Source organism: Actinomadura sp. 7K507 (genome assembly GCF_004348425.1).
In the GTDB taxonomy this organism is placed as follows: domain Bacteria; phylum Actinomycetota; class Actinomycetes; order Streptosporangiales; family Streptosporangiaceae; genus Spirillospora.
The window spans coordinates 1-24508 of sequence record NZ_SMKK01000101.1 but is presented as its reverse complement, the minus strand read 5'-3'; the positions used below and the strand labels follow the sequence as shown (position 1 = coordinate 24508).

At 68.2% G+C, this 24508-nt stretch carries 34 protein-coding genes; 2 read left to right on the top strand and 32 right to left on the bottom strand.

All coding sequences use genetic code 11. From position 1 onward, the window contains the following. The first annotated feature begins 153 nt into the window (after nucleotides 1-153). Complete coding sequence (locus E1285_RS22960) at nucleotides 154-969, top strand: phosphodiesterase (RefSeq protein WP_132155346.1); 816 nt, start codon at nucleotides 154-156, stop codon at nucleotides 967-969. 19 nt (nucleotides 970-988) lie between these two features. Here the strand turns inward: E1285_RS22960 and E1285_RS22955 are convergent, their stop codons facing one another. From E1285_RS22955 to E1285_RS22805, 31 genes are all read right to left on the bottom strand, one after another. Next, nucleotides 989-1435, bottom strand: a complete 447-nt coding sequence (locus tag E1285_RS22955; protein ID WP_132155344.1) for a DUF1707 domain-containing protein — start codon at nucleotides 1433-1435, stop codon at nucleotides 989-991. A gap of 76 nt (nucleotides 1436-1511) precedes the next feature. Further along, entirely contained in the window at nucleotides 1512-2321 is an 810-nt protein-coding gene (gene map / locus E1285_RS22950) for a type I methionyl aminopeptidase (RefSeq protein ID WP_132155342.1), read from the bottom strand. A 110-nt stretch (nucleotides 2322-2431) separates the two neighbouring features. Then, complete coding sequence (locus E1285_RS22945; protein WP_132155340.1) at nucleotides 2432-3082, bottom strand: adenylate kinase; 651 nt, start codon at nucleotides 3080-3082, stop codon at nucleotides 2432-2434. Continuing rightward, complete coding sequence (gene secY, locus E1285_RS22940; RefSeq protein ID WP_132155365.1) at nucleotides 3082-4377, bottom strand: preprotein translocase subunit SecY; 1296 nt, start codon at nucleotides 4375-4377, stop codon at nucleotides 3082-3084. The genes E1285_RS22945 and secY overlap by 1 nt, the downstream gene beginning before the upstream one ends. Nucleotides 4378-4611: 234 nt before the next feature. Then, complete coding sequence (rplO, locus tag E1285_RS22935) at nucleotides 4612-5124, bottom strand: 50S ribosomal protein L15 (RefSeq protein WP_243722987.1); 513 nt, start codon at nucleotides 5122-5124, stop codon at nucleotides 4612-4614. A gap of 1 nt (nucleotide 5125) precedes the next feature. Next, nucleotides 5126-5308 (bottom strand): 50S ribosomal protein L30, encoded by a 183-nt coding sequence (gene rpmD, locus E1285_RS22930; RefSeq protein ID WP_132155338.1) that lies wholly within the window; start codon nucleotides 5306-5308, stop codon nucleotides 5126-5128. Further along, nucleotides 5305-5928 carry a 30S ribosomal protein S5 gene (gene rpsE / locus E1285_RS22925; protein WP_131952947.1) on the bottom strand — a complete coding sequence of 208 codons (624 nt, stop codon included), beginning with the start codon at nucleotides 5926-5928 and terminating at the stop codon, nucleotides 5305-5307. The genes rpmD and rpsE overlap by 4 nt, the downstream gene beginning before the upstream one ends. Nucleotides 5929-5959: 31 nt before the next feature. After that, complete coding sequence (gene rplR, locus E1285_RS22920; protein ID WP_132155336.1) at nucleotides 5960-6346, bottom strand: 50S ribosomal protein L18; 387 nt, start codon at nucleotides 6344-6346, stop codon at nucleotides 5960-5962. A gap of 2 nt (nucleotides 6347-6348) precedes the next feature. After that, on the bottom strand, nucleotides 6349-6885 hold the full coding sequence (rplF, locus tag E1285_RS22915; protein WP_132155334.1) for a 50S ribosomal protein L6: 537 nt from the start codon (nucleotides 6883-6885) through the stop codon (nucleotides 6349-6351). 16 nt (nucleotides 6886-6901) lie between these two features. After that, nucleotides 6902-7300: a 30S ribosomal protein S8 gene (gene rpsH / locus E1285_RS22910; RefSeq protein ID WP_132155332.1), complete on the bottom strand. Its 399-nt coding sequence runs from the start codon at nucleotides 7298-7300 to the stop codon at nucleotides 6902-6904. A 144-nt stretch (nucleotides 7301-7444) separates the two neighbouring features. Next, on the bottom strand, nucleotides 7445-7630 hold the full coding sequence (locus E1285_RS22905; protein WP_018657585.1) for a type Z 30S ribosomal protein S14: 186 nt from the start codon (nucleotides 7628-7630) through the stop codon (nucleotides 7445-7447). 4 nt (nucleotides 7631-7634) lie between these two features. Then, entirely contained in the window at nucleotides 7635-8210 is a 576-nt protein-coding gene (gene rplE / locus E1285_RS22900) for a 50S ribosomal protein L5 (RefSeq protein ID WP_132155330.1), read from the bottom strand. A 5-nt stretch (nucleotides 8211-8215) separates the two neighbouring features. Next, nucleotides 8216-8524, bottom strand: a complete 309-nt coding sequence (gene rplX / locus E1285_RS22895; RefSeq protein ID WP_132155328.1) for a 50S ribosomal protein L24 — start codon at nucleotides 8522-8524, stop codon at nucleotides 8216-8218. Further along, nucleotides 8524-8892, bottom strand: coding sequence for a 50S ribosomal protein L14 (gene rplN, locus E1285_RS22890; protein ID WP_131876397.1), 369 nt, complete (start codon nucleotides 8890-8892; stop codon nucleotides 8524-8526). The genes rplX and rplN overlap by 1 nt, the downstream gene beginning before the upstream one ends. Nucleotides 8893-8963: 71 nt before the next feature. After that, complete coding sequence (rpsQ, locus tag E1285_RS22885; RefSeq protein WP_132155326.1) at nucleotides 8964-9245, bottom strand: 30S ribosomal protein S17; 282 nt, start codon at nucleotides 9243-9245, stop codon at nucleotides 8964-8966. Continuing rightward, a complete protein-coding gene (rpmC, locus tag E1285_RS22880; protein WP_132155324.1) occupies nucleotides 9242-9481 on the bottom strand; it encodes a 50S ribosomal protein L29 in 240 nt (79 codons plus the stop codon). Before rpmC ends, rpsQ begins: the two co-directional genes overlap by 4 nt. After that, nucleotides 9481-9900 (bottom strand): 50S ribosomal protein L16, encoded by a 420-nt coding sequence (gene rplP, locus E1285_RS22875; protein WP_131876400.1) that lies wholly within the window; start codon nucleotides 9898-9900, stop codon nucleotides 9481-9483. The genes rpmC and rplP overlap by 1 nt, the downstream gene beginning before the upstream one ends. A 7-nt stretch (nucleotides 9901-9907) precedes the next feature. Continuing rightward, entirely contained in the window at nucleotides 9908-10780 is an 873-nt protein-coding gene (rpsC, locus tag E1285_RS22870) for a 30S ribosomal protein S3 (RefSeq protein ID WP_132155322.1), read from the bottom strand. Continuing rightward, complete coding sequence (gene rplV / locus E1285_RS22865; RefSeq protein ID WP_132155320.1) at nucleotides 10780-11163, bottom strand: 50S ribosomal protein L22; 384 nt, start codon at nucleotides 11161-11163, stop codon at nucleotides 10780-10782. The genes rpsC and rplV overlap by 1 nt, the downstream gene beginning before the upstream one ends. A gap of 30 nt (nucleotides 11164-11193) precedes the next feature. After that, nucleotides 11194-11475, bottom strand: a complete 282-nt coding sequence (gene rpsS, locus E1285_RS22860; protein WP_132155318.1) for a 30S ribosomal protein S19 — start codon at nucleotides 11473-11475, stop codon at nucleotides 11194-11196. Between the two features lie 12 nt (nucleotides 11476-11487). Then, nucleotides 11488-12321 carry a 50S ribosomal protein L2 gene (rplB, locus tag E1285_RS22855; RefSeq protein WP_132155316.1) on the bottom strand — a complete coding sequence of 278 codons (834 nt, stop codon included), beginning with the start codon at nucleotides 12319-12321 and terminating at the stop codon, nucleotides 11488-11490. A gap of 39 nt (nucleotides 12322-12360) precedes the next feature. Continuing rightward, nucleotides 12361-12660 (bottom strand): 50S ribosomal protein L23, encoded by a 300-nt coding sequence (gene rplW / locus E1285_RS22850; protein WP_132155314.1) that lies wholly within the window; start codon nucleotides 12658-12660, stop codon nucleotides 12361-12363. An 11-nt stretch (nucleotides 12661-12671) separates the two neighbouring features. After that, nucleotides 12672-13274 (bottom strand): 50S ribosomal protein L4, encoded by a 603-nt coding sequence (gene rplD / locus E1285_RS22845; RefSeq protein WP_132155312.1) that lies wholly within the window; start codon nucleotides 13272-13274, stop codon nucleotides 12672-12674. Further along, complete coding sequence (gene rplC / locus E1285_RS22840) at nucleotides 13271-13921, bottom strand: 50S ribosomal protein L3 (RefSeq protein ID WP_132155310.1); 651 nt, start codon at nucleotides 13919-13921, stop codon at nucleotides 13271-13273. The genes rplD and rplC overlap by 4 nt, the downstream gene beginning before the upstream one ends. 14 nt (nucleotides 13922-13935) lie before the next feature. After that, complete coding sequence (rpsJ, locus tag E1285_RS22835) at nucleotides 13936-14244, bottom strand: 30S ribosomal protein S10 (RefSeq protein WP_018657599.1); 309 nt, start codon at nucleotides 14242-14244, stop codon at nucleotides 13936-13938. A gap of 105 nt (nucleotides 14245-14349) precedes the next feature. Beyond that, nucleotides 14350-15543, bottom strand: a complete 1194-nt coding sequence (tuf, locus tag E1285_RS22830) for an elongation factor Tu (protein WP_132155308.1) — start codon at nucleotides 15541-15543, stop codon at nucleotides 14350-14352. An 81-nt stretch (nucleotides 15544-15624) separates the two neighbouring features. After that, nucleotides 15625-17736, bottom strand: a complete 2112-nt coding sequence (fusA, locus tag E1285_RS22825; RefSeq protein WP_132155306.1) for an elongation factor G — start codon at nucleotides 17734-17736, stop codon at nucleotides 15625-15627. 42 nt (nucleotides 17737-17778) lie between these two features. Beyond that, nucleotides 17779-18249 carry a 30S ribosomal protein S7 gene (gene rpsG, locus E1285_RS22820; RefSeq protein ID WP_132155304.1) on the bottom strand — a complete coding sequence of 157 codons (471 nt, stop codon included), beginning with the start codon at nucleotides 18247-18249 and terminating at the stop codon, nucleotides 17779-17781. After that, on the bottom strand, nucleotides 18249-18623 hold the full coding sequence (gene rpsL / locus E1285_RS22815; protein WP_132155302.1) for a 30S ribosomal protein S12: 375 nt from the start codon (nucleotides 18621-18623) through the stop codon (nucleotides 18249-18251). The genes rpsG and rpsL overlap by 1 nt, the downstream gene beginning before the upstream one ends. A gap of 589 nt (nucleotides 18624-19212) precedes the next feature. Next, on the bottom strand, nucleotides 19213-20973 hold the full coding sequence (locus tag E1285_RS22810; protein ID WP_132155300.1) for a hypothetical protein: 1761 nt from the start codon (nucleotides 20971-20973) through the stop codon (nucleotides 19213-19215). Between the two features lie 242 nt (nucleotides 20974-21215). Next, nucleotides 21216-21662 (bottom strand): aldo/keto reductase, encoded by a 447-nt coding sequence (locus E1285_RS22805; protein ID WP_243722986.1) that lies wholly within the window; start codon nucleotides 21660-21662, stop codon nucleotides 21216-21218. 14 nt (nucleotides 21663-21676) lie between these two features. On the opposite strand from E1285_RS22805, the gene E1285_RS22800 reads away from it, so the two are divergent. Then, the gene (locus E1285_RS22800; RefSeq protein ID WP_132155298.1) at nucleotides 21677-23194 is read left to right on the top strand and encodes a recombinase family protein; all 1518 of its coding nucleotides are present in this window, start codon (nucleotides 21677-21679) and stop codon (nucleotides 23192-23194) included. 57 nt (nucleotides 23195-23251) lie between these two features. Here E1285_RS22800 and E1285_RS22795 read toward each other — a convergent pair. Then, nucleotides 23252-24508, bottom strand: a 1257-nt coding sequence (locus E1285_RS22795) for a helix-turn-helix transcriptional regulator (protein ID WP_347814096.1), incomplete at its 5' end; no start/stop codon positions are given.

Genomic DNA, 24508 nt, shown 5'->3' with positions numbered 1-24508 from the left:
GCGCCCCGGCACGCCGCGGACCGGCACGCCGGGCACCGGGGGCCGGGTCGACAGTGGGGCCCGGGGGCGCGAAGATCGTCTCGGCGCCCGGGGGGTGGATCGGGCGCCTCGGCCACGGGTCCGTGATGTGCTTGGGCAAGGGGGAGAGGATCGATGGCGATCATCGCGCAGCTGAGCGATATCCACCTCGCGGCCGGCCGCGACGGGCAGGTCGACGACGGCTCCGGGCCGGTCCGCGCCCTGCGGGCCGCCGTGTCGAGCCTGCTCTCGCTGCCCGCGCGCCCGGACGCCGTCGTCCTCACCGGCGACCTCGCCGACGGCGGGCTCCCCGCCGAGTACGCGCGGCTGCACGCGCTGCTGTCGCCGCTGCCGATGGCCGTCTACCCGATGCCCGGCAACCACGACGACCGTGACGAGATGCGGAAGGTGTTCAGGGACCACCCCGCCGTGACGGGCACCGGCGTCGCACCCCAGGCCCCCGTCCAGTACGCCGTCGATGTGGCCAACGTGCGGCTCGTCTGCTGCGACACCACCGTGGACGGCCACCCGCACGGCCACATGAGCGAGGCCCGGCTCGCCTGGCTCGACCGGACGCTCCGCGGCGCCCCCGACACGCCGACCGTCGTCGCCACCCATCACCCGACTTTCCCGATCGGGATCCGGTTCATCGACGACATGCGCTTCGTCGACCCCGCCGGGTTCGCGTCCGTGATCTCAAGGCACCGGCAGGTGGTGCGGGTGATCTCCGGGCACGTCCACCGCGGCTCGGTCGGCTCGCTCGCGGGAACCGTCAGCACCACCTGCCCCAGCACCTACCGGCAGCTGTTCCTGGACCTGACCCAGCCGGGCCGCGCCGCGGTCACCGGGGAACCCGCGGGCTTCGCCATCCACCTCGTCGACCAGGACGGCACGGCCACGACGCACTTCGTCCCGATCGGGAACTACCGGCCCCTGATGGACGTGGAGTGACCGGACGCGGCGCGACGGCTCAGCAGCCGCTCTGGCGGCCGCCGAACAGCGTGCGGATGAGCAGCATCGCGCCCCACGGGCCCGCCACCCAGATCCACCACGGGTACACCCAGCCGGTCGAGACCGCGATGATCAGCCAGATCGTGAAGTTGATCCCGCTGACCGCCGCCCACGCCGCCCACATCGTCCGGTTGCCGGTGACGTCCAGGTCCCGCGCCGCGGCCTTGACCGGGGACTCGGTGCTCTTCGCCTGCGTCGCCGGGACGGGAAGCTGGTAGAGGTCCTCCTCGGGCAGGTCCGCGGTGACCTCCTGGAGCTGCCCCATCGTCTTGGCCTCGTAGACGGCCTCCAGACGCTCGTGCAGCTCGTCCATCGTGATCCGGCCCTCGCCGCAGTGGTCCCGCAGGCTCTCCGCCACCCGGTCGCGGTCGGCGTCCGAGGCCCGGACGTCAGGGTTCGGCGCCATCGTTCCTCCACTCAGCAAGAAGCGTCACGTCCCATTATGGGCGGAGGAAATCCTTGAGCGCTCCCTGGAGCAAGGCCTATTTGCCGAGCTTCGCGAACCACTCACGGCCCTCGTCCAGTGCCGTGAGGACGCGCGGGCCTTCCGGCGTGACCGCGAACGTGTGCTCGAAATGCGCCGAGGAACGCCCGTCGAGGGTGACGACCGTCCAGCCGTCGTCCAGCTCCACCGTCTGCTTCGTGCCGAGGTTCACCATCGGCTCCACCGCGAAGCACATCCCCGGCTCCAGGACCGGCCCGTGCCCCGGGTCACCGTGGTTGGGGATGTGCGGGTCCATGTGCATCTCGGTCCCGATGCCGTGGCCGCCGTAGCCCTCGACGATGCCGTAGGCGCCCTGAGAGCGGATGTAAGCCTCGATCGCGTGCGACATGTCCGAGAGCCTGGCTCCGGCCGTTCCAGCCGCGAGACCGTGCCACAGGGACGTCTCGGTGACATCCAGGAGCCGCTGCAGCTCCGTGGTGATCTCCCCCACCGGGACGGTGATCGCCGCGTCGCCGTGCCAGCCCTCCACGATCGCACCGCAGTCGATGGAGATGACGTCGCCGTCGCGCAGCACCTTCCCGCCGGCGGGGATGCCGTGCACGATCTCCTCGTTGATCGACGCGCAGATCGTCCCGGTGAAGCCGTAGTAGCCCTTGAACGACGGGACACCGCCGTGGTCGCGGATGTGCCGCTCGGCGATCACGTCCAGGTCCAGGGTCGTGATCCCCGGCTTGACCGCCTCCCGCAGCACCCCCAGCGTCCGCCCGACCAGCAGCCCGGCCGCGCGCATCAGCTCGATCTGCTCCGCGGTCTTCATCTGGATCGCGGGCCTGCGCTTCTTGAACATCTCTCCCCCTGACAGGACCGCCGGGGCCGCTGTGCGCGGCCCCGGCGGGCGGGAGCGGGCCGCCGCAGCGTCCCCGCGTCCCGAACGTCATTTCTCCAGCGTTCCCTGTGTCACTTCTCCAGTGGGCGGAGGGCGGCCAAGGCGCGCTTGGTGACCTCTTCGACCGGGCCCGTCGCGTCTATGCCGACGAGGATGTTCTCGTCGGCGTAGAACTGGACCAGCGGGGACGTGTCCTGCTTGTAGACCTCCAGGCGGTGCATGACGACCTCTTCTTTGTCGTCGTCACGCTGGAACAGGTGCCCGCCGCAGTCGTCGCAGATGTCGTCCTGCTTGTCGTCGAAGTCGACGTGCCAGATCCGCCCGCAGCGGTCGCAGGTACGCCGCCCCGACAGCCGCCGGACGACCTCGTCCTCGTCGACCACCAACTCCAGGACCATGTCGAGCCGGGCGTCCCACTCGGCGAGGATCTTCTTCAGTGTCTCGGCTTGGGGGACGTTGCGCGGGAAGCCGTCCAGCAGGAACCCGTCGCTGGCGTCGTCCTCGGCGAGCCGGTCGCGGACCATCGCGATCGTGACCTCGTCGGGTACGAGATCGCCGCGGTCCATGTACTGCTTGGCCTGCCGGCCGAGCTGTGTGCCGCCGCTCACGTTCGCGCGGAAGATGTCACCTGTCGAGATCTTCGGGATGGACAGGTGAGATGCGATGAACTGGGCCTGCGTCCCCTTGCCCGCTCCAGGGGGGCCCACCAGGACGATACGCACTACCGCAGGAAACCCTCGTAGTTGCGCTGCTGCAGCTGACTTTCGATCTGCTTCACGGTATCCAGTCCGACGCCGACGATGATGAGGATGCTCGCGCCACCGAAGGGGAACTCCTGGGTCGCGCCCAGGAGTGCGAACGCGACCATCGGAATCAGTGACACCAGCCCCAGGTAAAAGGCACCGGGTGTGGTGATCCGGGTCAGCACGTAGTCGAGGTACTCAGCAGTCGGCCGACCAGGGCGGATACCTGGGATGAATCCACCATACTTCTTCATGTTGTCGGCAACTTCAGTGGGGTTGAACGTGATCGCCACGTAGAAGTAGGTGAAGAAGATGATGAAGGCGAAGTAGACCGCCATGTGCCAGGCGTTGTCCTGCTGGAGGTAGGGCTGGGCCTTCTGCAGCCACCCGGTGTCGGGCCACAGCTGGGTCGCCAGAACCGGCAGGTAGAGCAGCGAGGACGCGAAGATGATCGGGATGATGCCGGCCTGGTTCACCTTCAGCGGGATGTAGGTCGAGGTGCCGCCGTACATGCGGCGGCCGACCATCCGCTTGGCGTACTGGACGGGGATCCGCCGCTGGGCCTGCTCGACGAACACGACACCGGCCATGATCGCCAGACCGACTATCAGCACCACGGCGAAGACGAAGCCGCCCTTGGCCTTGAAGATGCTCCAGAACTGGGCGGGGAAGATCGCCACCACCTGCGTGAAGATCAGCAGCGACATGCCGTTGCCGACACCCCGGTCGGTGATCAGCTCGCCCAGCCACATGATGACCGCCGTGCCGGACACCATGATGATCACCATGGTGACGATCGGGAAGACAGTCGTCTCGTACAAGATGTCGTCGGAGCCGGAGACACCCGCGAACAGCTGCCCCGTGCTCGCCATCGCGACGATGCCGGTGGCCTGCAGGATCGCGAGCCCGACCGTCAGGTAACGGGTGTACTGGGTGATCTTCGTCGTGCCGGACTGCCCCTCTTTCTTCAGGGCCTCCAGGCGCGGGATCACCACCGTCAGCAGCTGAAGGATGATGCTCGCCGTGATGTAGGGCATGATGCCCAGGGCGAAGATCGAAAGTCTCAGCAGCGCTCCACCGCTGAACAGGTCGACCAGGCCGTAGAGCTGGTTGCCCTCCTTGGCCGCGTCGGCGGTCTGCTTCAACACCTCAACGTTCACGTTCGGCGTCGGAAAGACCGACCCGAGCCTGAAGATCAAGATGATGAACAGCGTGAAGAGCAACTTTTTACGCAGGTCAGGCGTACGGAAAGCCCGAGCGAACGCGGTCAGCACCATTCCTCCTGCGTGACTGGCGAGTTCATGTTCATGGCCACCGAGGGGCCGGTAACAGGTCCATGATTTCGGGCGGAGGATACCCGCTGAGACACCGGAGTGCGGAATCTCACTAGGATCGCCTTCGCCCGTGTGACTCTAACAGCAGATGCGACCGGGGCCGTCCCGCCCGGCGCGAAGGCCTTCCGGCCCCCGGCGCACGGCGAACACGGCCCCGGCATCGAAGGTGTCTCTCTACAGCTCGTCCGCGGTTCCACCGGCGGCGGCGATCTTCTCCTTGGCGGATCCGGAGAAGGCGTGCGCCTTCACCTGGACCGCGACGGAGATGTCGCCGGTGCCGAGGACCTTGACCGGCCGGCCGCGGCGCACCGCGCCCCTGGCCGCCAGATCCTCCGCCGTGACCTCGCCGCCCTCGGGGTAGAGCTCGGCGAGCCTGTCCAGGTTCACCACCTGGAACTCGACCCGGTTCGGGTTCTTGAAGCCCTTCAGCTTCGGCACCCGGCGGATCAGCGGCATCTGCCCGCCCTCGAAACCGACGGGGACGGTGTTGCGGGCCTTGGTGCCCTTGGTGCCGCGGCCGGCGGTCTTGCCCTTGGACGCCTCGCCGCGGCCCTTGCGGACCTTGCGGCGGTTGGCGCCCGGGGCAGGACGCAGGTCGTGCACCTTGAGCGGAGCGCCCTCGGTGGTTTCGGCCCCGGTGGTTCCGGCGCCGGTGGCGCCGTCCTTCTTACCGAGATCAGCCGCCATGTCAGTCGACCTCCTCGACGGTGACGAGGTGCGACACCGTCCGGATCATGCCGAGCACCTCCGGGCGGTCCTCCCGGACCACGCTCTGCCCGATCTTCCTCAGGCCGAGGGTGCGCAGCGTGTCACGCTGGTTCTGCTTCTCGCTGATCACCGACTTCGTCTGCGTGATCTTCAGATTGCTCATGAGCTTGCGACCTCCGGCCTCGGCTCGCTGCCCGCGGCACGCGCCCGCAGCATCGCGGCCGGCGCCACGTCCTCGATCGGCAGGCCGCGCTTGGCCGCGATCTCCTCGGGACGCTTGAGCGCCTTCAGCCCCGCGATCGTCGCGTGCACGATGTTGATCGCGTTGTCGCTGCCGAGCGACTTGCTCAGCACGTCCTGGATGCCGGCGGCCTCCAGCACCGCGCGCACCGGGCCACCCGCGATCACACCGGTACCGGGGCTCGCCGGACGCAGCAGGACCTCGCCCGCCGCGTCCCGCGCCTGCACCAGGTGCGGGATGGTGCCCTGGATCCGCGGCACCTTGAAGAAGTGCTTCTTGGCCTCTTCGACGCCCTTGGCGATCGCCGCGGGCACCTCCTTGGCCTTGCCGTAGCCGACGCCGACGGTGCCGTTGCCGTCACCGACGATCACCAGGGCGGTGAAGCTGAAGCGACGCCCGCCCTTGACGACCTTGGCGACACGGTTGATCGCCACGACCTTCTCGATGTACGACTGGCCCTTGTCGGCGCCACCGCGGCGGTCGTCGCGGCGGTCGCGACGGTCGCCACCCTGACCGCCGCCACGCCTCTGCGCTGCCATCAGTGGTTCCTCTCGTTTGCCATATCCGGGCCCATTAGACTTCCAGGCCTCCCTCGCGCGCACCCTCCGCGACGGCGGCGATGCGGCCGTGGTACTTGTTGCCGCCGCGGTCGAAGACCACCGCGGACACGCCGGCGTCCTGGGCCCGCCGGGCGACGAGCTCGCCGACCTTGCGGGACTTGGCGGTCTTGTCGCCGGAGTCGGCGCGCAGGTCCGCCTCCATCGTCGACGCGCTGGCCAGCGTGTGGCCCTTGTCGTCGTCGATGACCTGGACGAACACGTGTCGGCTGGAGCGGGTCACGACCAGGCGGGGCCGCGCGGCGCTGCCGAGGACCTTCTTGCGCACCCGCAGGTGCCGGCGCCTCCGCGAAAGGGCACGACCGCTCGTGGCCTTTCCGGCCAGGGTCTTGGTGCCTGCCATGACTACTTACCAGCCTTTCCGACCTTGCGGCGGACGTACTCACCCTCGTACCGCACGCCCTTGCCCTTGTACGGGTCGGGCTTGCGCAGCTTGCGGATGTTGGCGGCGACCTCGCCGACCTTCTGCTTGTCGATGCCCTCGACGATCAGCTGGGTCGGCCGCTCCACCGTGAAGGTGATGCCCTCGGGGGGCTCGACCGTGATCGTGTGGCTGTACCCGAGCGAGAACTCCAGGCCCTTGCCCTTGGCCACCACACGGTAACCGACGCCCTGGATGACCAGGGTCTTCTTGTAGCCGTCGGTGACCCCGACGACCATGTTGTTGATCAGCGTCCGCGTGAGCCCGTGCAGGCCGCGCACCTTGTTGATGTCGTTCGGCCGGGACACGGTCAGCGTGCCGTCCTCCATCTGAACCTCGATGGGCTCGACGATGGTGTGCGACAGCGTGCCTTTCGGCCCCTTGACCGTGACCTCGCGGCCGTCGATGTCGACCTCGACACCGCTGGGCACGGTGATGGGGTGACGTCCGATTCGAGACATTTCTAGAGCCCTCCCCTCACCAGACGTAGGCGAGGACTTCCCCGCCCACGCCGCGCTTGCCCGCCTGCCGGTCTGTCATCAGGCCGGAGGACGTCGAGATGATCGCGACGCCCAGCCCGCCGAGGACCCTGGGCAGGTTGTCCTTCTTCGCGTACACGCGCAGACCCGGCTTCGAGACGCGCTTGATCCCAGCGATCGAGCGCTCCCGGGTCGGCCCGAACTTCAGCTCGATGTTGAGCTTCTTGCCGACCTCGGCGTCCTCCACGGCCCAGCCCTGGATGTAGCCCTCTTGCTGGAGGATCTCGGCGATGTGCGCCTTGATCTTCGAGTACGGCATCGACACGGCGTCGTGGTATGCCGAATTCGCGTTCCGCAGACGCGTAAGCATGTCTGCGATCGGGTCGGTCATCGTCATGGCCTGCTGGCCCTCCTCGCCGCGGTTTCCTCGGGTTGATGGGACCCGTGGACCTTCGGCGCGGTCATGGGCACCCTCACGGATGCCCGATCGGTCATTACTCGCCGGCGTCCGCCCCAGGGGAATCGTCCCCCGGGGAAGCGGTCACCAGCTGGACTTGGTGATGCCAGGCAGCTCACCGCGGTGGGCCATCTCCCGGAAGCACACGCGGCACAGGCCGAACTTCCGGTAGACCGAGCGCGGACGCCCGCAGCGCGAGCACCGAGTGTACGCGCGCACACCGAACTTCGGCTTCCGCGCCGCCTTGGCGATCAGCGACTTCTTCGCCATGTGCTCAGCTCTCCTTGAAGGGGAAGCCCAGGAGCTTGAGCAGCGCCCGGCCCTCGTCGTCGTTCTTCGCGGACGTCACGACCGTGATGTCCATGCCCCGCTGCCGGTCGACCTTGTCCGGGTCGACCTCGTGGAACATGACCTGCTCGGTCAGCCCGAAGGTGTAGTTGCCGTTGCCGTCGAACTGCTTCGGCGACAGACCGCGGAAGTCACGGATACGAGGCAGCGCGGTCGCGAGCAGCCGGTCCAGGAACTCCCACATCCGGTCGCCGCGCAGCGTGGCGTGCGCGCCGATCGGCATGCCCTCGCGCAGCTTGAACTGCGCGATGGACTTCTTGGCCCGGTTCACGGCCGGCTTCTGGCCGGTGATCAGCGACAGGTCGCGGATCGCGCCCTCGATCAGCTTGGCGTCCTTGGCCGCGTCGCCGACGCCCATGTTGACCACGATCTTGGTCAGCGTGGGGATCTGCATGACGTTGGCGTAGCCGAACTGCTCGCGCAGCTGCCCCGCGATCTCCTCGCGGTAGCGGAGCTTGAGCCTCGGCGCCGGGACGGGGCGCTCTGTGGCGGTATCGGTCATCGGTCTCAGATCTCCTTACCGCTACGGCGCGAGATCCGAACCTTCGTGCCGTCCTCGTTGATGCGGTAACCGACCCGTACCGGCTTGCCGTCCTCGACGATGGCGACGTTGCTGACGTGCAGCGGCGCCTCCATCGTGATGCGGCCGCTCTCCGCACCGGCACGCTGCTGGTCGGCCTTGATGTTCTTGGTCATGAGGTTGACGCCCTCGACGACGACGCGCTCGCGGCGCGGGTACACGCGCAGGACCTTGCCCGTCGCGCCCTTGTCCTTGCCTGCGAGGACGATGACCTCGTCACCCTTGCGGATCTTCATCAGAGCACCTCCGGCGCGAGCGAGATGATGCGCATGAACTTCTTCTCGCGCAGTTCACGGCCCACCGGGCCGAAGATACGGGTGCCGCGGGGGTCGCCGCCGTCCTTGATGAGCACGGCTGCGTTCTCGTCGAAGCGGATGTAGGAGCCGTCCGGGCGCCTGCGCTCCTTGCGGGTGCGCACGATGACGGCCTTGACGATGTCACCCTTCTTCACGCCCGCGGCGGGAAGGGCGTCCTTCACCGTCGCGACGATGATGTCGCCGACTCCCGCGTAGCGCCTACCCGAGCCGCCGAGAACCCGGATGCAAAGGATCTCCTTCGCACCCGTGTTGTCGGCGACCTTGAGTCGCGACTCCTGCTGAATCACGTTGACTCCTGTTCGTCACACCGGTTCTGATCGCCCGCGCGTGCGGGCGATCAGCCTGGTGGAACCAGTAATTACTTGGCCTTCTCGAGGATCTCGACCACGCGCCACCGCTTGGTGGCCGACAGCGGCCTGGTCTCCATGAGACGGACGCGGTCGCCGATGCCACACTCGTTGGCCTCGTCGTGCGCCTTGTAGTTCTTCGTGCGGCGGATCACCTTGTGGTACCGGCGGTGGGTCACGCGGTCCTCGACGGACACGACCACGGTCTTGTCCATCTTGTCGCTGACCACCAGGCCCTCAAGGATCTTGCGGGAGGACCGCTTCTCCGCCTGCTCCGTCGTCTGCTCGGTCATTCGTCTTCCTCCACGGCGTCCTCGACCGTGACGATGCCGAGCTCGCGCTCCCGCATCACGGTGTAGATGCGGGCGATCTCGCGCTTCACGGTGCGCAGCCGCCCGTGGCTCTCAAGCTGGCCGGTAGCGGCCTGGAAGCGGAGGTTGAACAGCTCCTCCTTGGCCTCCTTGAGCTTGGTGACCAGGACGTCCTCGGTCTCGGTCCGCAGGTCGTCGGCCGCAAGTCCCTTGGCCATCAGCCCTCACCCACTTCCCGCTTAACGATCTTGCACTTCATAGGGAGCTTGTGGATCGCGCGCATAAGGGCGGCTCGAGCGATCTCCTCGTTGGGGTAGGAGAGCTCGAACATCACGCGGCCCGGCTTCACGTTGGCCACCCACCACTCGACCGAACCCTTACCGGAACCCATGCGGGTCTCGGCGGGCTTCTTGGTCAGCGGACGGTCCGGGAAGATGTTGATCCAGACCTTGCCGCCACGCTTGATGTGCCGGGTCATCGCGATACGCGCGGCCTCGATCTGCCGGTTGGTCACGTACGCGCCCTCGACGGCCTGGATGCCGTACTCACCGAACGTCACCCTGGTCCCGCCCTTGGCCATGCCCCGGCGCTTCGGGTGGTGCTGCTTGCGGTGCTTGACCTTGCGAGGGATCAGCATGGGTTACTCAGCTCCCCTCACCCTGCGGAGCAGCCTCGGCCGTCTGCGCCGGCTGCTCGGAACTCTGCTGCTGCTTCGGCGCGGCACCGCCGCCGCCGCCACCGCCGCCGCCGCCGCGCTCGCCGCCACGGCCACCGCGGCCGCCACGGCCGCCGCCACCGCGACGCTCGCCGCCGCCACCGCCGCGACGCTCACGGCCGCCGCCGCCACCGGCCGCGCGCTGCTGCGCGGCCTGCTGCTCCCGCTCGGCGCGGGTCGACGCGGCCTCGCCCTTGTAGATCCACACCTTCACGCCGATGCGGCCGAACGTCGTACGGGCCTCGTAGAACCCGTAGTCGATGTCGGCGCGCAGCGTGTGCAGCGGGACCTGGCCCTCGCGGTAGAACTCCGACCGCGACATCTCGGCGCCGCCGAGACGGCCGCCGCACTGCACCTTGATGCCCTTGGCGCCCGACTTCATCGCCGACTGGATCGCCTTGCGCATGGCACGGCGGAACGCGACCCGGCTGGACAGCTGCTCGGCCACGCCCTGCGCGACGAGCTGCGCGTCGATCTCGGGGTTCTTCACCTCGAGGATGTTCAGCCGGACCTGCTTGCCGGTCAGCTTCTCCAGGTCGCCCCGCAGCCGCTCGGCCTCCGCGCCGCGGCGGCCGATGACGATGCCCGGACGGGCCGTGTGAATGTTGACCTCTACACGATCACGGGTCCGCTCGATCTCCACCTTGGAGATGCCCGCCCGGTCCATGCCCTTCTGCAGCATGCGCCGGATCTGGACATCTTCCTTGACGTAGTCCTTGTAGAGCTTGTCGGCGAACCACACGGACTTGTGATCGGTGGTGATGCCGAGCCGGAACCCGTGCGGGTTGATCTTCTGACCCACTACCGGGCCCTCCTCGTCTTCTTACCGCCGCCGGCCGCCGCGCTGGCCTCGTCCCGCGACTCCACGACCACGGTGATGTGGCTCGTGCGCTTGTTGATGCGGTAAGCCCGGCCCTGAGCGCGGGGACGGAAACGCTTGAGCGTCGGTCCCTCGTCAACCCACGCGCGGCTGACGACCAGTGTGTCCGAGTCGAGCTTGAAGTTGTGTTCGGCGTTGGCGATGGCACTCGCCAGCACCTTGCCCACCGGCTCACTAGCAGCCTGGGGGGCGAACCGCAGCACCGCCTGCGCCTCCGCGGCAGGTAGGCCGCGGATGAGGTCCACCACGCGGCGGGCCTTCATGGGCGTGACGCGGATGAACCGCGCCTGGGCCCTGGCTTCCATCGCTGTTCCCTCTCTCCGTACGATCTACTGCTAGCCGCGCCTGCTGCGGCGGTCTTCCTTGACATGGCTGCGGAACGTGCGCGTCGGCGCGAACTCGCCGAGCTTGTGCCCCACCATGGCGTCGGTGACGAACACCGGGACGTGCTTGCGGCCGTCGTGCACGGCGATCGTGTGACCGATCATGTCCGGCACGATCATGGAGCGCCGCGACCACGTCTTGATGACGTTCTTGGTGCCCTTTTCGTTCTGCGTGTCCACCTTCTTCATCAGGTGGTCGTCCACGAACGGGCCCTTCTTAAGGCTACGTGGCATGACGAGCGACTCCTACCGCTTCTTCTTGCTGCGACGACGGACGATCAGCCGGTCGCTCGACTTGTTCGCCTGGCGAGTGCGGCCTTCCTTCTTACCGGCCGGGTTCACCGGGTGCCGGCCACCGGAGGACTTGCCCTCACCACCACCGTGCGGGTGGTCGATCGGGTTCATGGCCACACCGCGGACGGTGGGGCGCTTGCCCTTCCACCGCATGCGGCCGGCCTTGCCCCAGCTGATGTTCGACTGCTCGGAGTTGCCGACCTCGCCGACCGTCGCGCGGCACCGCACGTCCACCATCCGCATCTCGCCGGACGGCATCCGCAGCGTGGCGTACTTGCCCTCCTTGGCCAGCAGCTGGACGCCGGCGCCCGCACTGCGGGCGATCTTGGCGCCGCCGCCGGGCCGCAGCTCGATGGCGTGGATGACGGTACCCGTCGGGATGTTGCGCAGCGGCATGCAGTTGCCCGGCTTGATGTCGGCGCCCGACCCGTTCTCGACGCGGTCGCCCTGCTTCAGCCCGCGCGGAGCGAGGATGTAGCGCTTCTCGCCGTCCACGTAGTGGAGCAGCGCGATCCGCGCGGTGCGGTTCGGGTCGTACTCGATGTGCGCGACCTTCGCCGGGACGCCGTCCTTGTCGTGCCGCCGGAAGTCGATCACGCGGTAGGCGCGCTTGTGCCCGCCGCCCTGGTGCCGGGTCGTGATGCGGCCGTGGTTGTTGCGGCCGCCCTTCTTGGGGAGCGGACGCAGCAGCGACTTCTCGGGCTCGTCACGCGTGACCTCGACGAAGTCGGCGACGCTCGAGCCGCGACGACCCGGAGTCGTCGGCTTGTAGTTACGGATGCCCATCTTATTCGTTCATCCCTTGTCTGCTTCGGCGCGCCCCGGCTAGGCCGGGCTTCCGAAGATGTCGATCCGCTCGCCCTCGGCGAGGCTGACGATGGCGCGCTTGGTGTCCTTGCGCTTGCCGTAGCCGAACCGGGTGCGCTTGCGCTTGCCCTGCCGGTTGAGCGTGTTCACGCTCGTCACCTTGACCCCGAACACCGACTCGACGGCCTGCTTGATCTGCGTCTTGTTGGCGTCCGGGCGGACGACGAAGGTGTACTTGTTCTCGTCCAGCAGCCCGTAGCTCTTCTCCGAGACGACCGGCGCGATGATGACGTCGCGGGGGTCGGCGATCTTGTTCATGGCGACCCTCCTTACTTCTTCGCCGCGCGCGAGATGAACTCGTCGTAGGCCGTCTTCGTGAAGACCACGTCGTCGTTCACCAGCACGTCGTAGGTGTTGAGCTGGTCGGAGACGATCACGTGCACGCTCGGCTCGTTGCGCAGGCTCAGCCAGGTCAGCTCGTCCTCGCGGTCCAGGACCACGAGAACGCGCTTGGCCTCGGTGACCTCGCGCAGGGCCTTCAGCGCCGTGCTCGTCTTCGGGGTGTCGCCCTCGATGAGGCCGTCGACCACGTGGACCCGGCCGAACCGGGCGCGGTCGGACAGGGCGCCGCGCAGCGCGGCCGCCTTCATCTTCTTGGGCGTCTTCTTGGTGTAGTCCCGCGGCTGCGGGCCGTGCACGATGCCGCCGCCGGCGAACTGGGGCGCACGGACCGAACCCTGGCGGGCGCGGCCGGTGCCCTTCTGCCGGTACGGCTTGCGGCCGCCGCCGCGCACCTCGCCCCGGGTCTTGGTGGAGTGCGTGCCCTGCCGCGCCGCGGCCAGCTGAGCCACCACGACCTGGTGGATCAGCGGCACGCTGGTCTTCGCGTCGAAGACCTCGGCGGGCAGGTCGATGTCGAGCTTCGAAGTCACTTGCCCGCTCCCTTCACTGCGTCGCGGACCAGCACCACGGCGCCGTTGGGACCGGGGACCGCGCCCTTGATGAGCAGCAGGCCCTTCTCCGCGTCGACGGCGTGGAGGGTCAGGTTCTGCACGGTGGTGCGGGCGTTGCCCTGCCGTCCCGCCATGCGGAGGCCCTTGAAGACGCGACCGGGGGTCGCGCAGCCGCCGATCGAGCCGGGCGAGCGGTGCTTGCGCTGGGTGCCGTGCGAGGCGCTGAGGCCCTTGAAGCCGTGGCGCTTCATGACACCCGCGGTGCCCTTGCCCTTGCTCGTCCCGGTGACGTCGATCTTCTGGCCGGCTTCGAAGACGCTGGCGGTGATCTCCTGGCCGAGTTCGAACTCGGTGGTGTCGTCGGCCCGCAGTTCGACGAGGTAGCGGCGCGGCGTGACGCCGGCCTTCTCGAAGTGACCCGTGCGCGGCTTGTTCACCTTGCGCGGGTCGATCTGCCCGAAGCCGAGCTGGACGGCGGTGTAGCCGTCCTTCTCCTGGCTGCGGAGCTGGGTGACGACACACGGCCCGGCCTGGACGACGGTCACCGGAACGATCCGGCCCTCATCGTCGAAGACCTGGGTCATGCCGAGCTTCTCGCCCAGGACGCCCTTCCTCTGCGTACTCATTCTCGGTGCGTCCCTTAGAGCTTGATCTCGATGTCAACGCCTGCCGGAAGGTCGAGTCGCATCAGCGAGTCGACCGTCTTGGGCGTCGGGTCGATGATGTCGATCAACCGCTTGTGCGTGCGCATCTCGAAGTGCTCGCGGCTGTCCTTGTACTTGTGCGGCGAGCGGATGACGCAGTACACGTTCTTCTCGGTCGGCAGCGGCACCGGGCCGGCGACCTTGGCGCCCGTCCGCGTCACCGTCTCAACGATCTTCTTCGCGGAGGTGTCGATGACCTCGTGGTCGTAGGCCTTGAGCCGGATGCGGATCTTCTGTCCCGCCATGGTGGCCTGGTGTCCTTTGCTGTAGTGCCGCTGTTACGTCGAGGGTCGTGGCGCGGCGGCCCGGCTTGGGTTCCAGCGGCCGGGCCGCCGCTCACGAGTGTGGTGTTACTTGAGGATCTTCGTGACGCGACCGGAGCCGACGGTCCGTCCACCCTCGCGGATGGCGAACTTCAGGCCCTCCTCCATGGCGACCGGCTGGATCAGCTCGACCTTCATCTCGGTGTTGTCGCTCGGCATGACCATCTCGGTGCCCTCGGGGAGGGTCACCACGCCGGTGACGTCCGTGGTCCGGAAGTAGAACTGCGGCCGGTAGTTGTTGAAGAACGGCGTGTGCCGCCCGCCCTCGTCCTTGGACAGGATGTAGACCTGCGCCTCGAACTCGGTGTGCGGGGTCGTGGTGCCCGGCTTGATGACGCACTGGCCGCGCTCGACGTCCTCGCGCTTGATGCCGCGCAGCAGCAGGCCGACGTTGTCGCCCGCCTGGCCCTGGTCGAGCAGCTTGCGGAACATCTCGACGCCGGTGACCGTGGTGGTCGTCGACTTCTCCTTGATGCCGATGATGTCGACGGTCTCGTTGACGTTGACGACACCGCGCTCGACGCGGCCGGTGACGACCGTGCCGCGGCCGGTGATCGAGAAGACGTCCTCGATCGGCATCAGGAACGGCTTGTCGATGTCGCGGACCGGCTCCGGCACGTTCTCGTCGACGGCGGTCATGAGCTCGACGATCTTCTCGCCCCACTCGGCGTCGCCCTGCAGCGCCTGGAAGGCGGACACGCGCACGACCGGAAGGTCGTCGCCCGGGAACTCGTACTCGGTGAGCAGCTCGCGGACCTCGAGCTCGACGAGCTCCAGGATCTCCTCGTCGTCCACCATGTCGCACTTGTTCAGCGCGACGACGATGTAGGGGACGCCGACCTGGCGGGCCAGGAGCACGTGCTCCTTGGTCTGCGGCATCGGGCCGTCGGTCGCCGCCACCACCAGGATGGCGCCGTCCATCTGCGCCGCACCGGTGATCATGTTCTTGATGTAGTCGGCGTGGCCGGGGCAGTCCACGTGCGCGTAGTGCCGAGCCTCGGTCTGGTACTCGACGTGCGCGATGGAGATCGTGATCCCGCGGTCCCGCTCCTCCGGCGCCTTGTCGATGTCCTCGAACGGCGTGAAGGGGTTGAGGTCCGGGAACTTGTCGTGGAGCACCTTGGTGATCGCCGCGGTAAGCGTGGTCTTACCGTGGTCGATGTGTCCAATGGTGCCGATGTTCACGTGCGGCTTCGTCCGCTCGAACTTGGCCTTCGCCACTGGTTGCTCCTTGCTGCGATCCTCGGCCGTCTAGAACGACCGCTTCGATGTGGTCCTGGTGATCTGTGAAACTCGCGCGGGCTATTCGCCGCGTGCCTTGGCGATGATCTCCTGCGCGACGTTCGAAGGAACCTCGGCGTAGGAGTCGAACTGCATGGTGAAAACAGCCCGGCCCTGGGTCTTGCTTCGCAGATCACCCACGTAGCCGAACATCTCGGACAGAGGCACGAGCGCCTTGATGACGCGCATGCCGTGCCGCTCGTCCATGGACTGGACCTGACCGCGGCGGCTGTTGAGGTCGCCGATCACGTCGCCCATGTTCTCCTCGGGCGTGGTGACCTCGACCGCCATCATCGGCTCCAGCAGCCTGGGGGACGCCTTGCGGGCGGCCTCCTTGAACGCCATGGAGCCGGCGACCTTGAACGCCATCTCCGAGGAGTCGACGTCGTGGTAGGCGCCGTCCTGGAGGGTGACCTTGACGCCCACCATCGGGTAGCCGGCCAGGACACCGAACTCGGCGGCCTCCTGGCAGCCCGCGTCGACCGACGGGATGTACTCCCGCGGGATGCGGCCACCGGTGACCTTGTTCTCGAACTCGTAGGCGTCGGACCCGCCGCCCAGCGGCTCCAGGTCGATGATCACGCGGCCGAACTGGCCCGAGCCACCCGTCTGCTTCTTGTGGGTGTACTCGACCTTCTCGACCTTCTTGCCGATCGTCTCGCGGTAGGCGACCTGGGGCTTGCCGACGTTCGCCTCGACCTTGAACTCGCGCTTCATCCGGTCGACGAGGATCTCCAGGTGGAGCTCGCCCATGCCCGAGATGACGGTCTGGCCGGTGTCCTCGTCCGTCCGGACCTGGAAGGACGGGTCCTCCTCGGCCAGCCGCTGGATCGCGGTGCCCAGCTTCTGCTGGTCGGCCTTGGTCTTCGGCTCGATCGCCACGGAGATGACCGGTGCCGGGAAGTTCATCGACTCCAGCACGATCGGGTTCTTGTCGTCGGAGAGCGTCTCACCGGTGGTGGTCTGCTTGAGCCCCATCACCGCGACGATGTCCCCGGCGCCCGCGCGCTCGATCTCGGTGCGCTTGTTGGCGTGCATCCGGTAGATCTTGCCGATGCGCTCCTTGCGCTCCTTGACGGAGTTCATCACGTTCGAACCGGACTCCATGACGCCCGAGTAGACGCGCACGAAGGTGAGCTTGCCCAGGTGCGGGTCGCTCGCGATCTTGAACGCCAGCGCGGAGAAGGGCTCCTCCTCGCTCGGCTGCCGGGTGAGCACCTTCTCCTCGTCCCGGACGGCGTGGCCCTCGATGGCCTCGACGTCCATCGGGGAGGGCAGGTACCGGACGATCCCGTCCAGGAGCGGCTGCACGCCCTTGTTCTTGAAGGCCGTGCCGCACAGCACCGGGGTGAGCTTCGCGGCGATCGTCGCGCGGCGGATGCCGGCGTAGAGCTGCTCGACCGTGGGCTCCTCGCCCTCCAGGTACAGCTCCATGATGTCGTCGTCGTTCTCGGCGAGCGTCTCGACCAGCTTGTCGTGCCACTCGCGCGCCTGCTCGGTGTGCGTGTCGGGGATGTCGACGGTGTCGTACATCTCGCCGAGCTTGGCCTCGGGGTTCCAGACCAGGGCCTTCATCGTCACCAGGTCGATGACGCCTTTGAAGTCGGCCTCGGCGCCGATCGGCAGCTGCAGCGGGAGCGGCGTCGCGTTCAGGCGGTTCTCGATCATGTCGACGCAGCGGTGGAACTCCGCGCCGACCCGGTCGAGCTTGTTGACGAAGCACATGCGGGGAACGCCGTACCGGTCGGCCTGACGCCACACCGTCTCGGACTGGGGCTCCACGCCGGCGACACCGTCGAACACCGCGACCGCGCCGTCGAGCACACGCAGGTTGCGCTCCACCTCAACGGTGAAGTCGACGTGCCCGGGGGTGTCGATGATGTTGATCGTGTGGTCGGCCTCGTCCACGGGCCAATGGCAGGTGGTGGCGGCGGAGGTGATGGTGATCCCCCGCTCCTGTTCCTGCTCCATCCAGTCCATGGTCGCGGCGCCGTCGTGGACCTCGCCGATCTTGTAGCTGATACCCGTGTAGTACAGGATCCGCTCGGTCGTCGTGGTCTTGCCCGCATCGATATGGGCCATGATCCCGATGTTGCGGACCCTGGCCAGGTCTACACCGGTTTTGGTAGCCACTTTCGTCCTCGCGTCGTCTCGTCGGTGCGATACCCGCCGGGGTTACCAGCGGTAGTGGGCGAAGGCCTTGTTGGACTCCGCCATCTTGTGCGTGTCCTCGCGCTTCTTCACAGACGCGCCGAGGCCGTTGCTGGCGTCGAGCAGCTCGTTCATCAGCCGCTCGGTCATGGTCGTCTCGCGGCGCTGCCGGGCGTACACCACCAGCCACCGCAGGGCGAGCGTGGTGCTACGCGACGGCCGCACCTCGACCGGGACCTGGTAGGTCGCGCCACCCACGCGGCGGCTGCGGACCTCCAGGGTCGGCTTGACGTTGTCGAGCGCGCGCTTCAGCGTGACGACCGGGTCGTTGCCGGTCTTCTCGCGCGCGCCCTCAAGGGCGTCGTAGACGATGTTCTGCGCGATCGAACGCTTGCCGTCCAGGAGAATCTTGTTGATGAGCGCGGTGACCAGCGGCGAGTTGTACACCGGGTCAGCGATCAGCTGGCGCTTGCCAGCGGTGCCCTTGCGCGGCATCAGCTCTTCTCCTTCTTCGCGCCGTACTTGCTCCGCGCCTGCTTGCGGTTGCGGACGCCTTGCGTGTCGAGCGAACCGCGGATGATCTTGTAGCGAACACCCGGGAGGTCCTTCACACGACCGCCGCGCACAAGCACGATCGAGTGCTCCTGCAGGTTGTGCCCGACACCGGGGATGTAGGCCGTGACCTCGATCCCACTCGTCAGCCGGACACGGGCGACCTTCCGAAGCGCGGAGTTCGGCTTCTTGGGCGTCGTCGTGTAGACGCGCGTGCAGACGCCCCGCCGCTGGGGGCTGTTCTGCAGCGCGGGCGTCTTGTTCTTGGTCACCTTGTCCGTCCGGCCCTTTCGGACCAGCTGCTGGATCGTGGGCACCGCGTCTCCGTCTTCTTCGTACCGAGCCGGTAAGTCTTAATGCTGCAATCCCAGCCTCAGGCGAGGCTGTGACCTGCCGGTTTCCCGACCTCTCCGACCCACGCGGTCGGGCGTGTCGCCACCTCACGGAGATACACCCGTGCGATGCCGTCACAGACCGCCCGGCCCATACAGGGCCGAATCAAGCCGGGGAGTGAGTCTCTACCATCCGGCGCGCCCCGGCGGCCGAAGACCACCAAGCCCACCAACGACGAGAAAGGCTCATTGGATGCGGCGCTGGGGCTGGCCTAACGGACCTCGCCGACGCACACGCATAGCGACCCGCACGCAGCGGGCACAAGTGAAGAGGTTACCGGCCGCCGCGCCATAGTGCAAAGTGAAGAGCGCACTACCGTGTCGCCGCCCTCCAGCGCAAGCCCGCAGAGGTCGGAGAGCCTTCTTCCCAGGACGTTCAACGGCGAAATGCCGACGGATGTTCCCACCGGTCTGGAGCGGGAACATCCGTCGGCATCATGTCCCACGCCCCCGCGGCTGGGGAAGACGTGGACCAGCTTTTACGCCATCCTCGGCCGTGGGCGTCCTGGACGTCTTAGAGGACGAAGGCGACCACCAGCACCGCGATGATGACCACGATGGCGATGGCGCCGCCGACGAGCAGGAGCATGTTCTTGTTGCCCTTGCCCTCTTCGGCCGCCCCGTAGCCGGGCTGCTGACCGTACTGCCCCTGCTGGCCGCCGTACTGCGCGGGCTGGCCGGGCTGACCAGGCTGACCGGGCTGGCCGTAGGCCTGCTGCTGGCCGAACTGCTGCTGCTCGCCGCCGCCGGGCTGGCCGAACTGCTGACCGTACCCCTGCTGCTGCGCCTGCTGCTGGCCGAAGTCCTGCTGCTGACCGTAGGGCTGCTGGCCGAACTGCTGCTGCTGTTCGCCGGGCTGGCCGCCGAACTGCTGCTCGGACTGACCGAACCCCCGCTGCTGCTCGGGCTGACCGAAGCCCTGCTGGGCCTGCTGCTCCGGCTGGCCGAAGCCCTGCTGCTGGGCCTGCTGCTCGGGCTGGCCGAAGCCCTGCTGCTGGGCCTGCTGACCCCACTGCTGCTGGCCCATGTCCATCCGGGTGTGCTCGCCCATGCCCTGGGACGGGTCGAACGCCTCGGTCGGACGCGCGTCCTCCACACCGCTCTCACCGGGCGGGCGGTACAGGTCCTCGGCCGGGTTGCCGGTCGGCTGCGAGCCGGCGCCGAAACCGGAGTCGGGCGGCGGCACCATCATCGTCCGCTCGGTGTCGACCTGGCCCGGCTGACCGGGCGGGCCGCCCGGCTGCGTCGGCTGCGTCGGCTGGACGCCGCCGGGCTGGGACGACTCGGGCGACCACGGCTCGGCCAGCGTCGGCGGCGCGGGCGGGATGCCGCCCGGCTGCGACGACTCCGGCGACCACGGATCCGGCGTGGACGGCGGCGCCGGCGCCTGCCACGGCTCGGCCGGGGGCTCCTGCCTGCGCTCGGGGCCGGTGGCGACCGGGATGTCTGTGCCGGGCGACCAGTGCAGCGTCGCTTGGTCGTCCACCACGGGCCGCTGGGGCTCCCCCTCCGGGGCGCCCGCGGACGGACCCGGGACGATCAGCGTGCGCTCGTCCTGTATCTGCTCGGGCTGCGGCGGGGCCTGCTCGGCGGGCGCACCGGGACCGGCCTCGGGCGGCGGGTACGCGCCGCCCTGACCACCGAACGGGGGCGGCCCGTACTGCTCCTGAGGCGCGCCGTGCATCGGCTGCTGCGGGTACCCGGGCTGCTGTGGCTGGTCGAACTGGGTCATCTGGTCGTACTGCGGCGCCTGGTCGTACTGCGGCGCCTGGGGCGCCTGGCCGTACTGCGGCTGCTCCGGCTGCCCGTACGGGGGCTGCTCGGGCGGCTGGCCGTAGCCGGGCTGGGGCTGGCCGTAGGGCTGCTGTTCTCCCGGCGGCGGGTACTGCTCCTGGGGCGGGTATCCACCCGGACCGGAAGGCGCGCCGTACGGCATCTGCCCCGCGGGCTGCTGCCCGTACGGAGGCTGCTCCTGCGGACCGCCGTACTGCCCGCCGGGCGGCGCCGGGGGCTGCTCGCCGTACTGCTGCATCGGCTGCTCGACCATCGTGGGGGGCGGCGGAGGCGGCGACGGCCGTCCCTCCTCGCGGGGCTCCTGCTGCGGTTCCGGCGGCGTCGCGGCCCCGGCGTTGCCGCCCAGCTGTGGAGCCCCGAACACCACGGTGCGGTCGCCCAGCGGCCGCGCGGGGGGCTCCTGCCCCTCCGGCGGCGTGGGCCGGCCCTCGTCCTCCGGCAACGGCCGCTGCGGTCCCTGCGTGCCGTCATTCTCGGTCATCGTCGGGCTCCTTCAGCGCCGTCGTCCCGGGGCCTCCTCGGCTCCCGGAAGTTCGGAGGCGCGCGGCGCATAACACGGCCTCCGAACCTTGTCACCCATGTCCCCACGTGGCCGTCTCACCATGCGTGGGCGTTCTCGTCCCCAGCCTGCCCCGATTTCCTGTGGTATCGCAAATCACCACCCCTGTAGACGCAGAACGCCCCCGGGACGTTCAGTCCGGGGGCGCCGGCTTCTGCTCTTGGTCAGGAATGCCCGAGAACCGGGTGCGGCCGGTAGGGCGCCTCCAGGCGCGTGACCTCCTCGTCGTCCAGCTTCAGGGTCTCCAACGCGACCGCGTCCTCTATATGGGTGAGTTTCGTCGCGCCAACGATCGGGGCGGTCACCCCCGGCCGTCCGATGAGCCAGGCGAGCGCCACCTGCGCCGGCGGGACGCCCCGCTCCTTCGCGACCTCACGGACGGCGTCGACGACGTCGAAGTCGGCGTCCGAGTAGAGGGCGTCCCCGAACGCGTCGTTCCGGGACCGGACGGTCTTGCGCTCGCCGTCCCTCTCCCGGTTGCCGGCGAGCAGCCCGCGGGCCAGCGGGCTCCACGGAAGCAGCCCCACGCCCTGGTCGGCGCACAGCGGGTTCATCTCCCGCTCCTCCTCGCGGTAGACGAGGTTGTAGTGGTTCACTTCATGCAGGTACAACCACGGAGGTAGTAGTGACCTCGTCCGCCTCACTGATCCCGGTCGTCTCCTACGCTCGCATCTCTGCCGACATCCGGCGGGACTCCCACGGCGTCAAGGATCAGCACAAGGCCAACCGAGAGACGGCGGCGCGCTACGGGTGGACGGTGGTCCACGAGTTCACCGACAACGACAGATCGGCGGCCAAGTTCAGCGTCGTCCGCGACGACTTCGAATCGATGTTGACCGCGCTGCGGGCGGGCCGTCTCGCTGACGGCACCCGTATAGAAGGTGTGGTGATCCTGGCTGAGGATCGTCTAGCGCGTCGGCCTGGCGACTACGAACGGTTCGTGGAGGCGTTCACCTTCCGAGACGATCGGGTGTTCGCGGACCAGCGCGGGCCGAAGGATCTCTACAGCGAGGACGTAGAGAGCATGGGTCTGTTCGGTGCGGTCATCTCCAAGATGGAGGTGCGCAAGATGCAGCGTCGTATGCGGCGGTCGCATCGGGCTCGTGCGGAGGAGGGGCGGCCGGTCGGCGGGCCTCGTCCGTTCGGCTGGAAGGACGACCGGCTGACCCTGGAACCGCGAGAAGCCGAGTTGCTGGCGCAGGCGGTCAAGGACTTCTTGAGCGGCCGGTCGCTGCACTCGATCGTCATGGACTGGCAAGAGCGGGGCGTGAAGACGGCGCGCGGCAACGACTGGAGTGTTCGGTCTCTCAAGGTCGCACTGTCCAGTCCTCGGATCTGCGGTTGGCGTGAGATCGCGGGCGAACTGGTTCGGGGGCCGGACGGCGCTCCGGTGCAAGGCCTGTGGGAACCGGTCGCCAGCTCTGAGCAGTGGGCGGCCGTCCGGGCGATCTTCGAGGGGCGTAAGGGACACTTCGTCGGCCGTGACATGAAGGTCGGGCGGGCGCATCCTGCCGACTACCGGGACCACACCTATCTACTGTCGGGCATCCTGCGCTGCGGTCGGCGGCTCCCGGACGGCACGATGTGCAACACGCCTCTTCGCTGCAACGGTCCGAAGGATGCGGGTCACCACACCTACACCTGCCTGAGCCGTGCTGAGGGTGGCTGCGGTGGCGTCTCCCGGCGCGGTGACCTGGTGGACATGTTCGTCTCTGAGGCGGTGTTGGCCAAGCTCGAAGAGGCGTCGTCCTCCTCCGGCCCTCAAGACACCGAGTGGCCAAAGGCCGGTGAGCTGAAGGACGTCGAAGAACAGCTAGACGAGCTGACCCGCCAGTGGAACGCACGCCAGATCACCAATGACTTCTTCTTCAAGCTGGTCCCAGGGCTGGAGCAGACGATCAACCGCCTGCGCGGGGAGAAGAACAAGCATGAGGCCAGCATCGCGGCGAAAGCGGCGCAGCAGGAGACAAGCGCCTCCGAGGTGCGGCGTCGGTGGTACCTGCCAGAGGAGGAGGGCGGGTTTCCGATCTCGGTGAAGCGGACCTACATCCGCTCGGCCGTGCACGCGGTGATCATGTACCCGGCGGGCAAGGGCAACAAGAAGTTCGACCCCGACCTACTTGACCCGGTTTGGCGCAACTGACAGCGCGCCGACGTCGGCAAACGAGCCTCGCATCATCGGTGCGGGGCTCGTCTGTTGTTAGGCGGCGTAGGCGTTCAGCACCTCGCGGACTTCGGGGATGTCGCCGTATGGCTCCAGCTTGGTCAGGACGACGCGGTTTCGCTGGGCCGTCCGGTCGCTGGCGAAGTCGACAGAGAGGTCGAGCATCTGCCGCGCGGTCTTGGCGGCCTCCTCCGGCTCGTTCGCGTCCACCAGGGCGACGGCTAGCCACGAGAGGTAGAGGGCGAGTTCCCGCGTGTGCGTGGAGTCGTACCGGCTGAGAACCTCTTGCAGGAGGGGGACGGCGCGCAACGGCTTGCGGAGTTCGGTGTAGACGCGGGCGTCCATCACGTCGAGTTCCTCGGGCGAGACCCAATACGCCCAGTCCGGCGACTCCTGCGAGTCCTCGTCGGCCATCGCCTCGTGTGCCTCCGAGAGTGCGCGCATGGCCGCTTGGGCGTTGCCCGTCTTAGCGTGCGCCCATGCGACTCGATCCAGGTAGAGCGCGCGGGCCTTGGCTGGTGCGTCGGCCCCTGCTTCCTCCAGTGCCGCACGGGCAAGGCTGACGCCTTCGCCTTCGTGGTCGGTGTTGGAGAGTTGATAGGCCAGACTGCCCGCGAGGTTGCCGACGAGCGCTCGGTCTCCGGCTTCCCTGGCGGCCGAGACTCCGAGCCGGTAAGCGCGGGCGGCTTGGTCGTGCTCGCCTGCGTCGCTGGCAATCCATCCCGTGATCTGGGCTATCTCTCCGATGCTGCTGAGAAGCGAACGGCCCGTCTCCTCGGAATGTGTCGTCTCCCGGTAGAGCCGGACGGCTCCGTCCAGTTCCCTGAGCGCGGGGGCGAGTAGGTCACCTCCGGCTATGACGTCGTCGGCGAGTCTTAGGCTGTGCGCCCGGTCGGCAAGGGCGGCGGCCGTGGTGGCTCCAACCTGGCGGCCTGCGGTGCTCGCCAGTGGCCCAAGATCCACACTGTCGGGCAGGAAGTAGGCGAGTGCCTCGGCTGGGCTGCGCAACTCTGTGCCGATGTCCTCGCCTCGGGCATGGGCTGCTGCCCGTTCAAGGGTGTCTATGGGCACACTCAGGGCCGTCGCTAGGGCGGGGAGCCACACATCAGGAACGCGCTCGCCGCGTTCCCATCGGCTGATCTCGTGGCGCGTCACAGATGCGGTCCCAGAGATGCGACAGAGCGTCTCTGCTAGTTGCCGCTGGCTCTGTCCCGCGTCTCGGCGCAACCGTGCGAGGTACGCGCCGAACCTCTTGCGCTTCGCATCGCCCACGCTGGCCCCCTCCCTGCCTCC

Excerpts from the sequence above, each read along its gene's own strand:
- rpsQ (WP_132155326.1), bottom strand. The coding sequence starts at position 9,245 with ATGACCGAGCAGACGACGGAGCAGGCGGAGAAGCGGTCCTCCCGCAAG.
- rpmC (WP_132155324.1), bottom strand. The coding sequence starts at position 9,481 with ATGGCCAAGGGACTTGCGGCCGACGACCTGCGGACCGAGACCGAGGAC.
- E1285_RS22810 (WP_132155300.1), bottom strand. The coding sequence starts at position 20,973 with ATGACCGAGAATGACGGCACGCAGGGACCGCAGCGGCCGTTGCCGGAG.
- map (WP_132155342.1), bottom strand. The coding sequence starts at position 2,321 with ATGTTCAAGAAGCGCAGGCCCGCGATCCAGATGAAGACCGCGGAGCAG.
- rpsS (WP_132155318.1), bottom strand. The coding sequence starts at position 11,475 with ATGCCACGTAGCCTTAAGAAGGGCCCGTTCGTGGACGACCACCTGATG.
- rplE (WP_132155330.1), bottom strand. The coding sequence starts at position 8,210 with ATGACCGATACCGCCACAGAGCGCCCCGTCCCGGCGCCGAGGCTCAAG.
- rplP (WP_131876400.1), bottom strand. The coding sequence starts at position 9,900 with ATGCTGATCCCTCGCAAGGTCAAGCACCGCAAGCAGCACCACCCGAAG.
- rpmD (WP_132155338.1), bottom strand. The coding sequence starts at position 5,308 with ATGAGCAATCTGAAGATCACGCAGACGAAGTCGGTGATCAGCGAGAAG.
- E1285_RS22960 (WP_132155346.1), top strand. The coding sequence starts at position 154 with ATGGCGATCATCGCGCAGCTGAGCGATATCCACCTCGCGGCCGGCCGC.
- rplW (WP_132155314.1), bottom strand. The coding sequence starts at position 12,660 with ATGAACAAGATCGCCGACCCCCGCGACGTCATCATCGCGCCGGTCGTC.
- rplB (WP_132155316.1), bottom strand. The coding sequence starts at position 12,321 with ATGGGCATCCGTAACTACAAGCCGACGACTCCGGGTCGTCGCGGCTCG.
- E1285_RS22905 (WP_018657585.1), bottom strand. The coding sequence starts at position 7,630 with ATGGCGAAGAAGTCGCTGATCGCCAAGGCGGCGCGGAAGCCGAAGTTC.
- rpsG (WP_132155304.1), bottom strand. The coding sequence starts at position 18,249 with ATGCCGCGCAAGGGCACCGCTGGCAAGCGCCAGCTGATCGCTGACCCG.
- rplV (WP_132155320.1), bottom strand. The coding sequence starts at position 11,163 with ATGGAAGCCAGGGCCCAGGCGCGGTTCATCCGCGTCACGCCCATGAAG.
- rplF (WP_132155334.1), bottom strand. The coding sequence starts at position 6,885 with ATGTCTCGAATCGGACGTCACCCCATCACCGTGCCCAGCGGTGTCGAG.
- E1285_RS22955 (WP_132155344.1), bottom strand. The coding sequence starts at position 1,435 with ATGGCGCCGAACCCTGACGTCCGGGCCTCGGACGCCGACCGCGACCGG.
- rplX (WP_132155328.1), bottom strand. The coding sequence starts at position 8,524 with ATGAAGATCCGCAAGGGTGACGAGGTCATCGTCCTCGCAGGCAAGGAC.
- rpsH (WP_132155332.1), bottom strand. The coding sequence starts at position 7,300 with ATGACGATGACCGACCCGATCGCAGACATGCTTACGCGTCTGCGGAAC.
- rplO (WP_243722987.1), bottom strand. The coding sequence starts at position 5,124 with ATGGCGGCTGATCTCGGTAAGAAGGACGGCGCCACCGGCGCCGGAACC.
- rpsJ (WP_018657599.1), bottom strand. The coding sequence starts at position 14,244 with ATGGCGGGACAGAAGATCCGCATCCGGCTCAAGGCCTACGACCACGAG.
- rplC (WP_132155310.1), bottom strand. The coding sequence starts at position 13,921 with ATGAGTACGCAGAGGAAGGGCGTCCTGGGCGAGAAGCTCGGCATGACC.
- rplR (WP_132155336.1), bottom strand. The coding sequence starts at position 6,346 with ATGGCAGGCACCAAGACCCTGGCCGGAAAGGCCACGAGCGGTCGTGCC.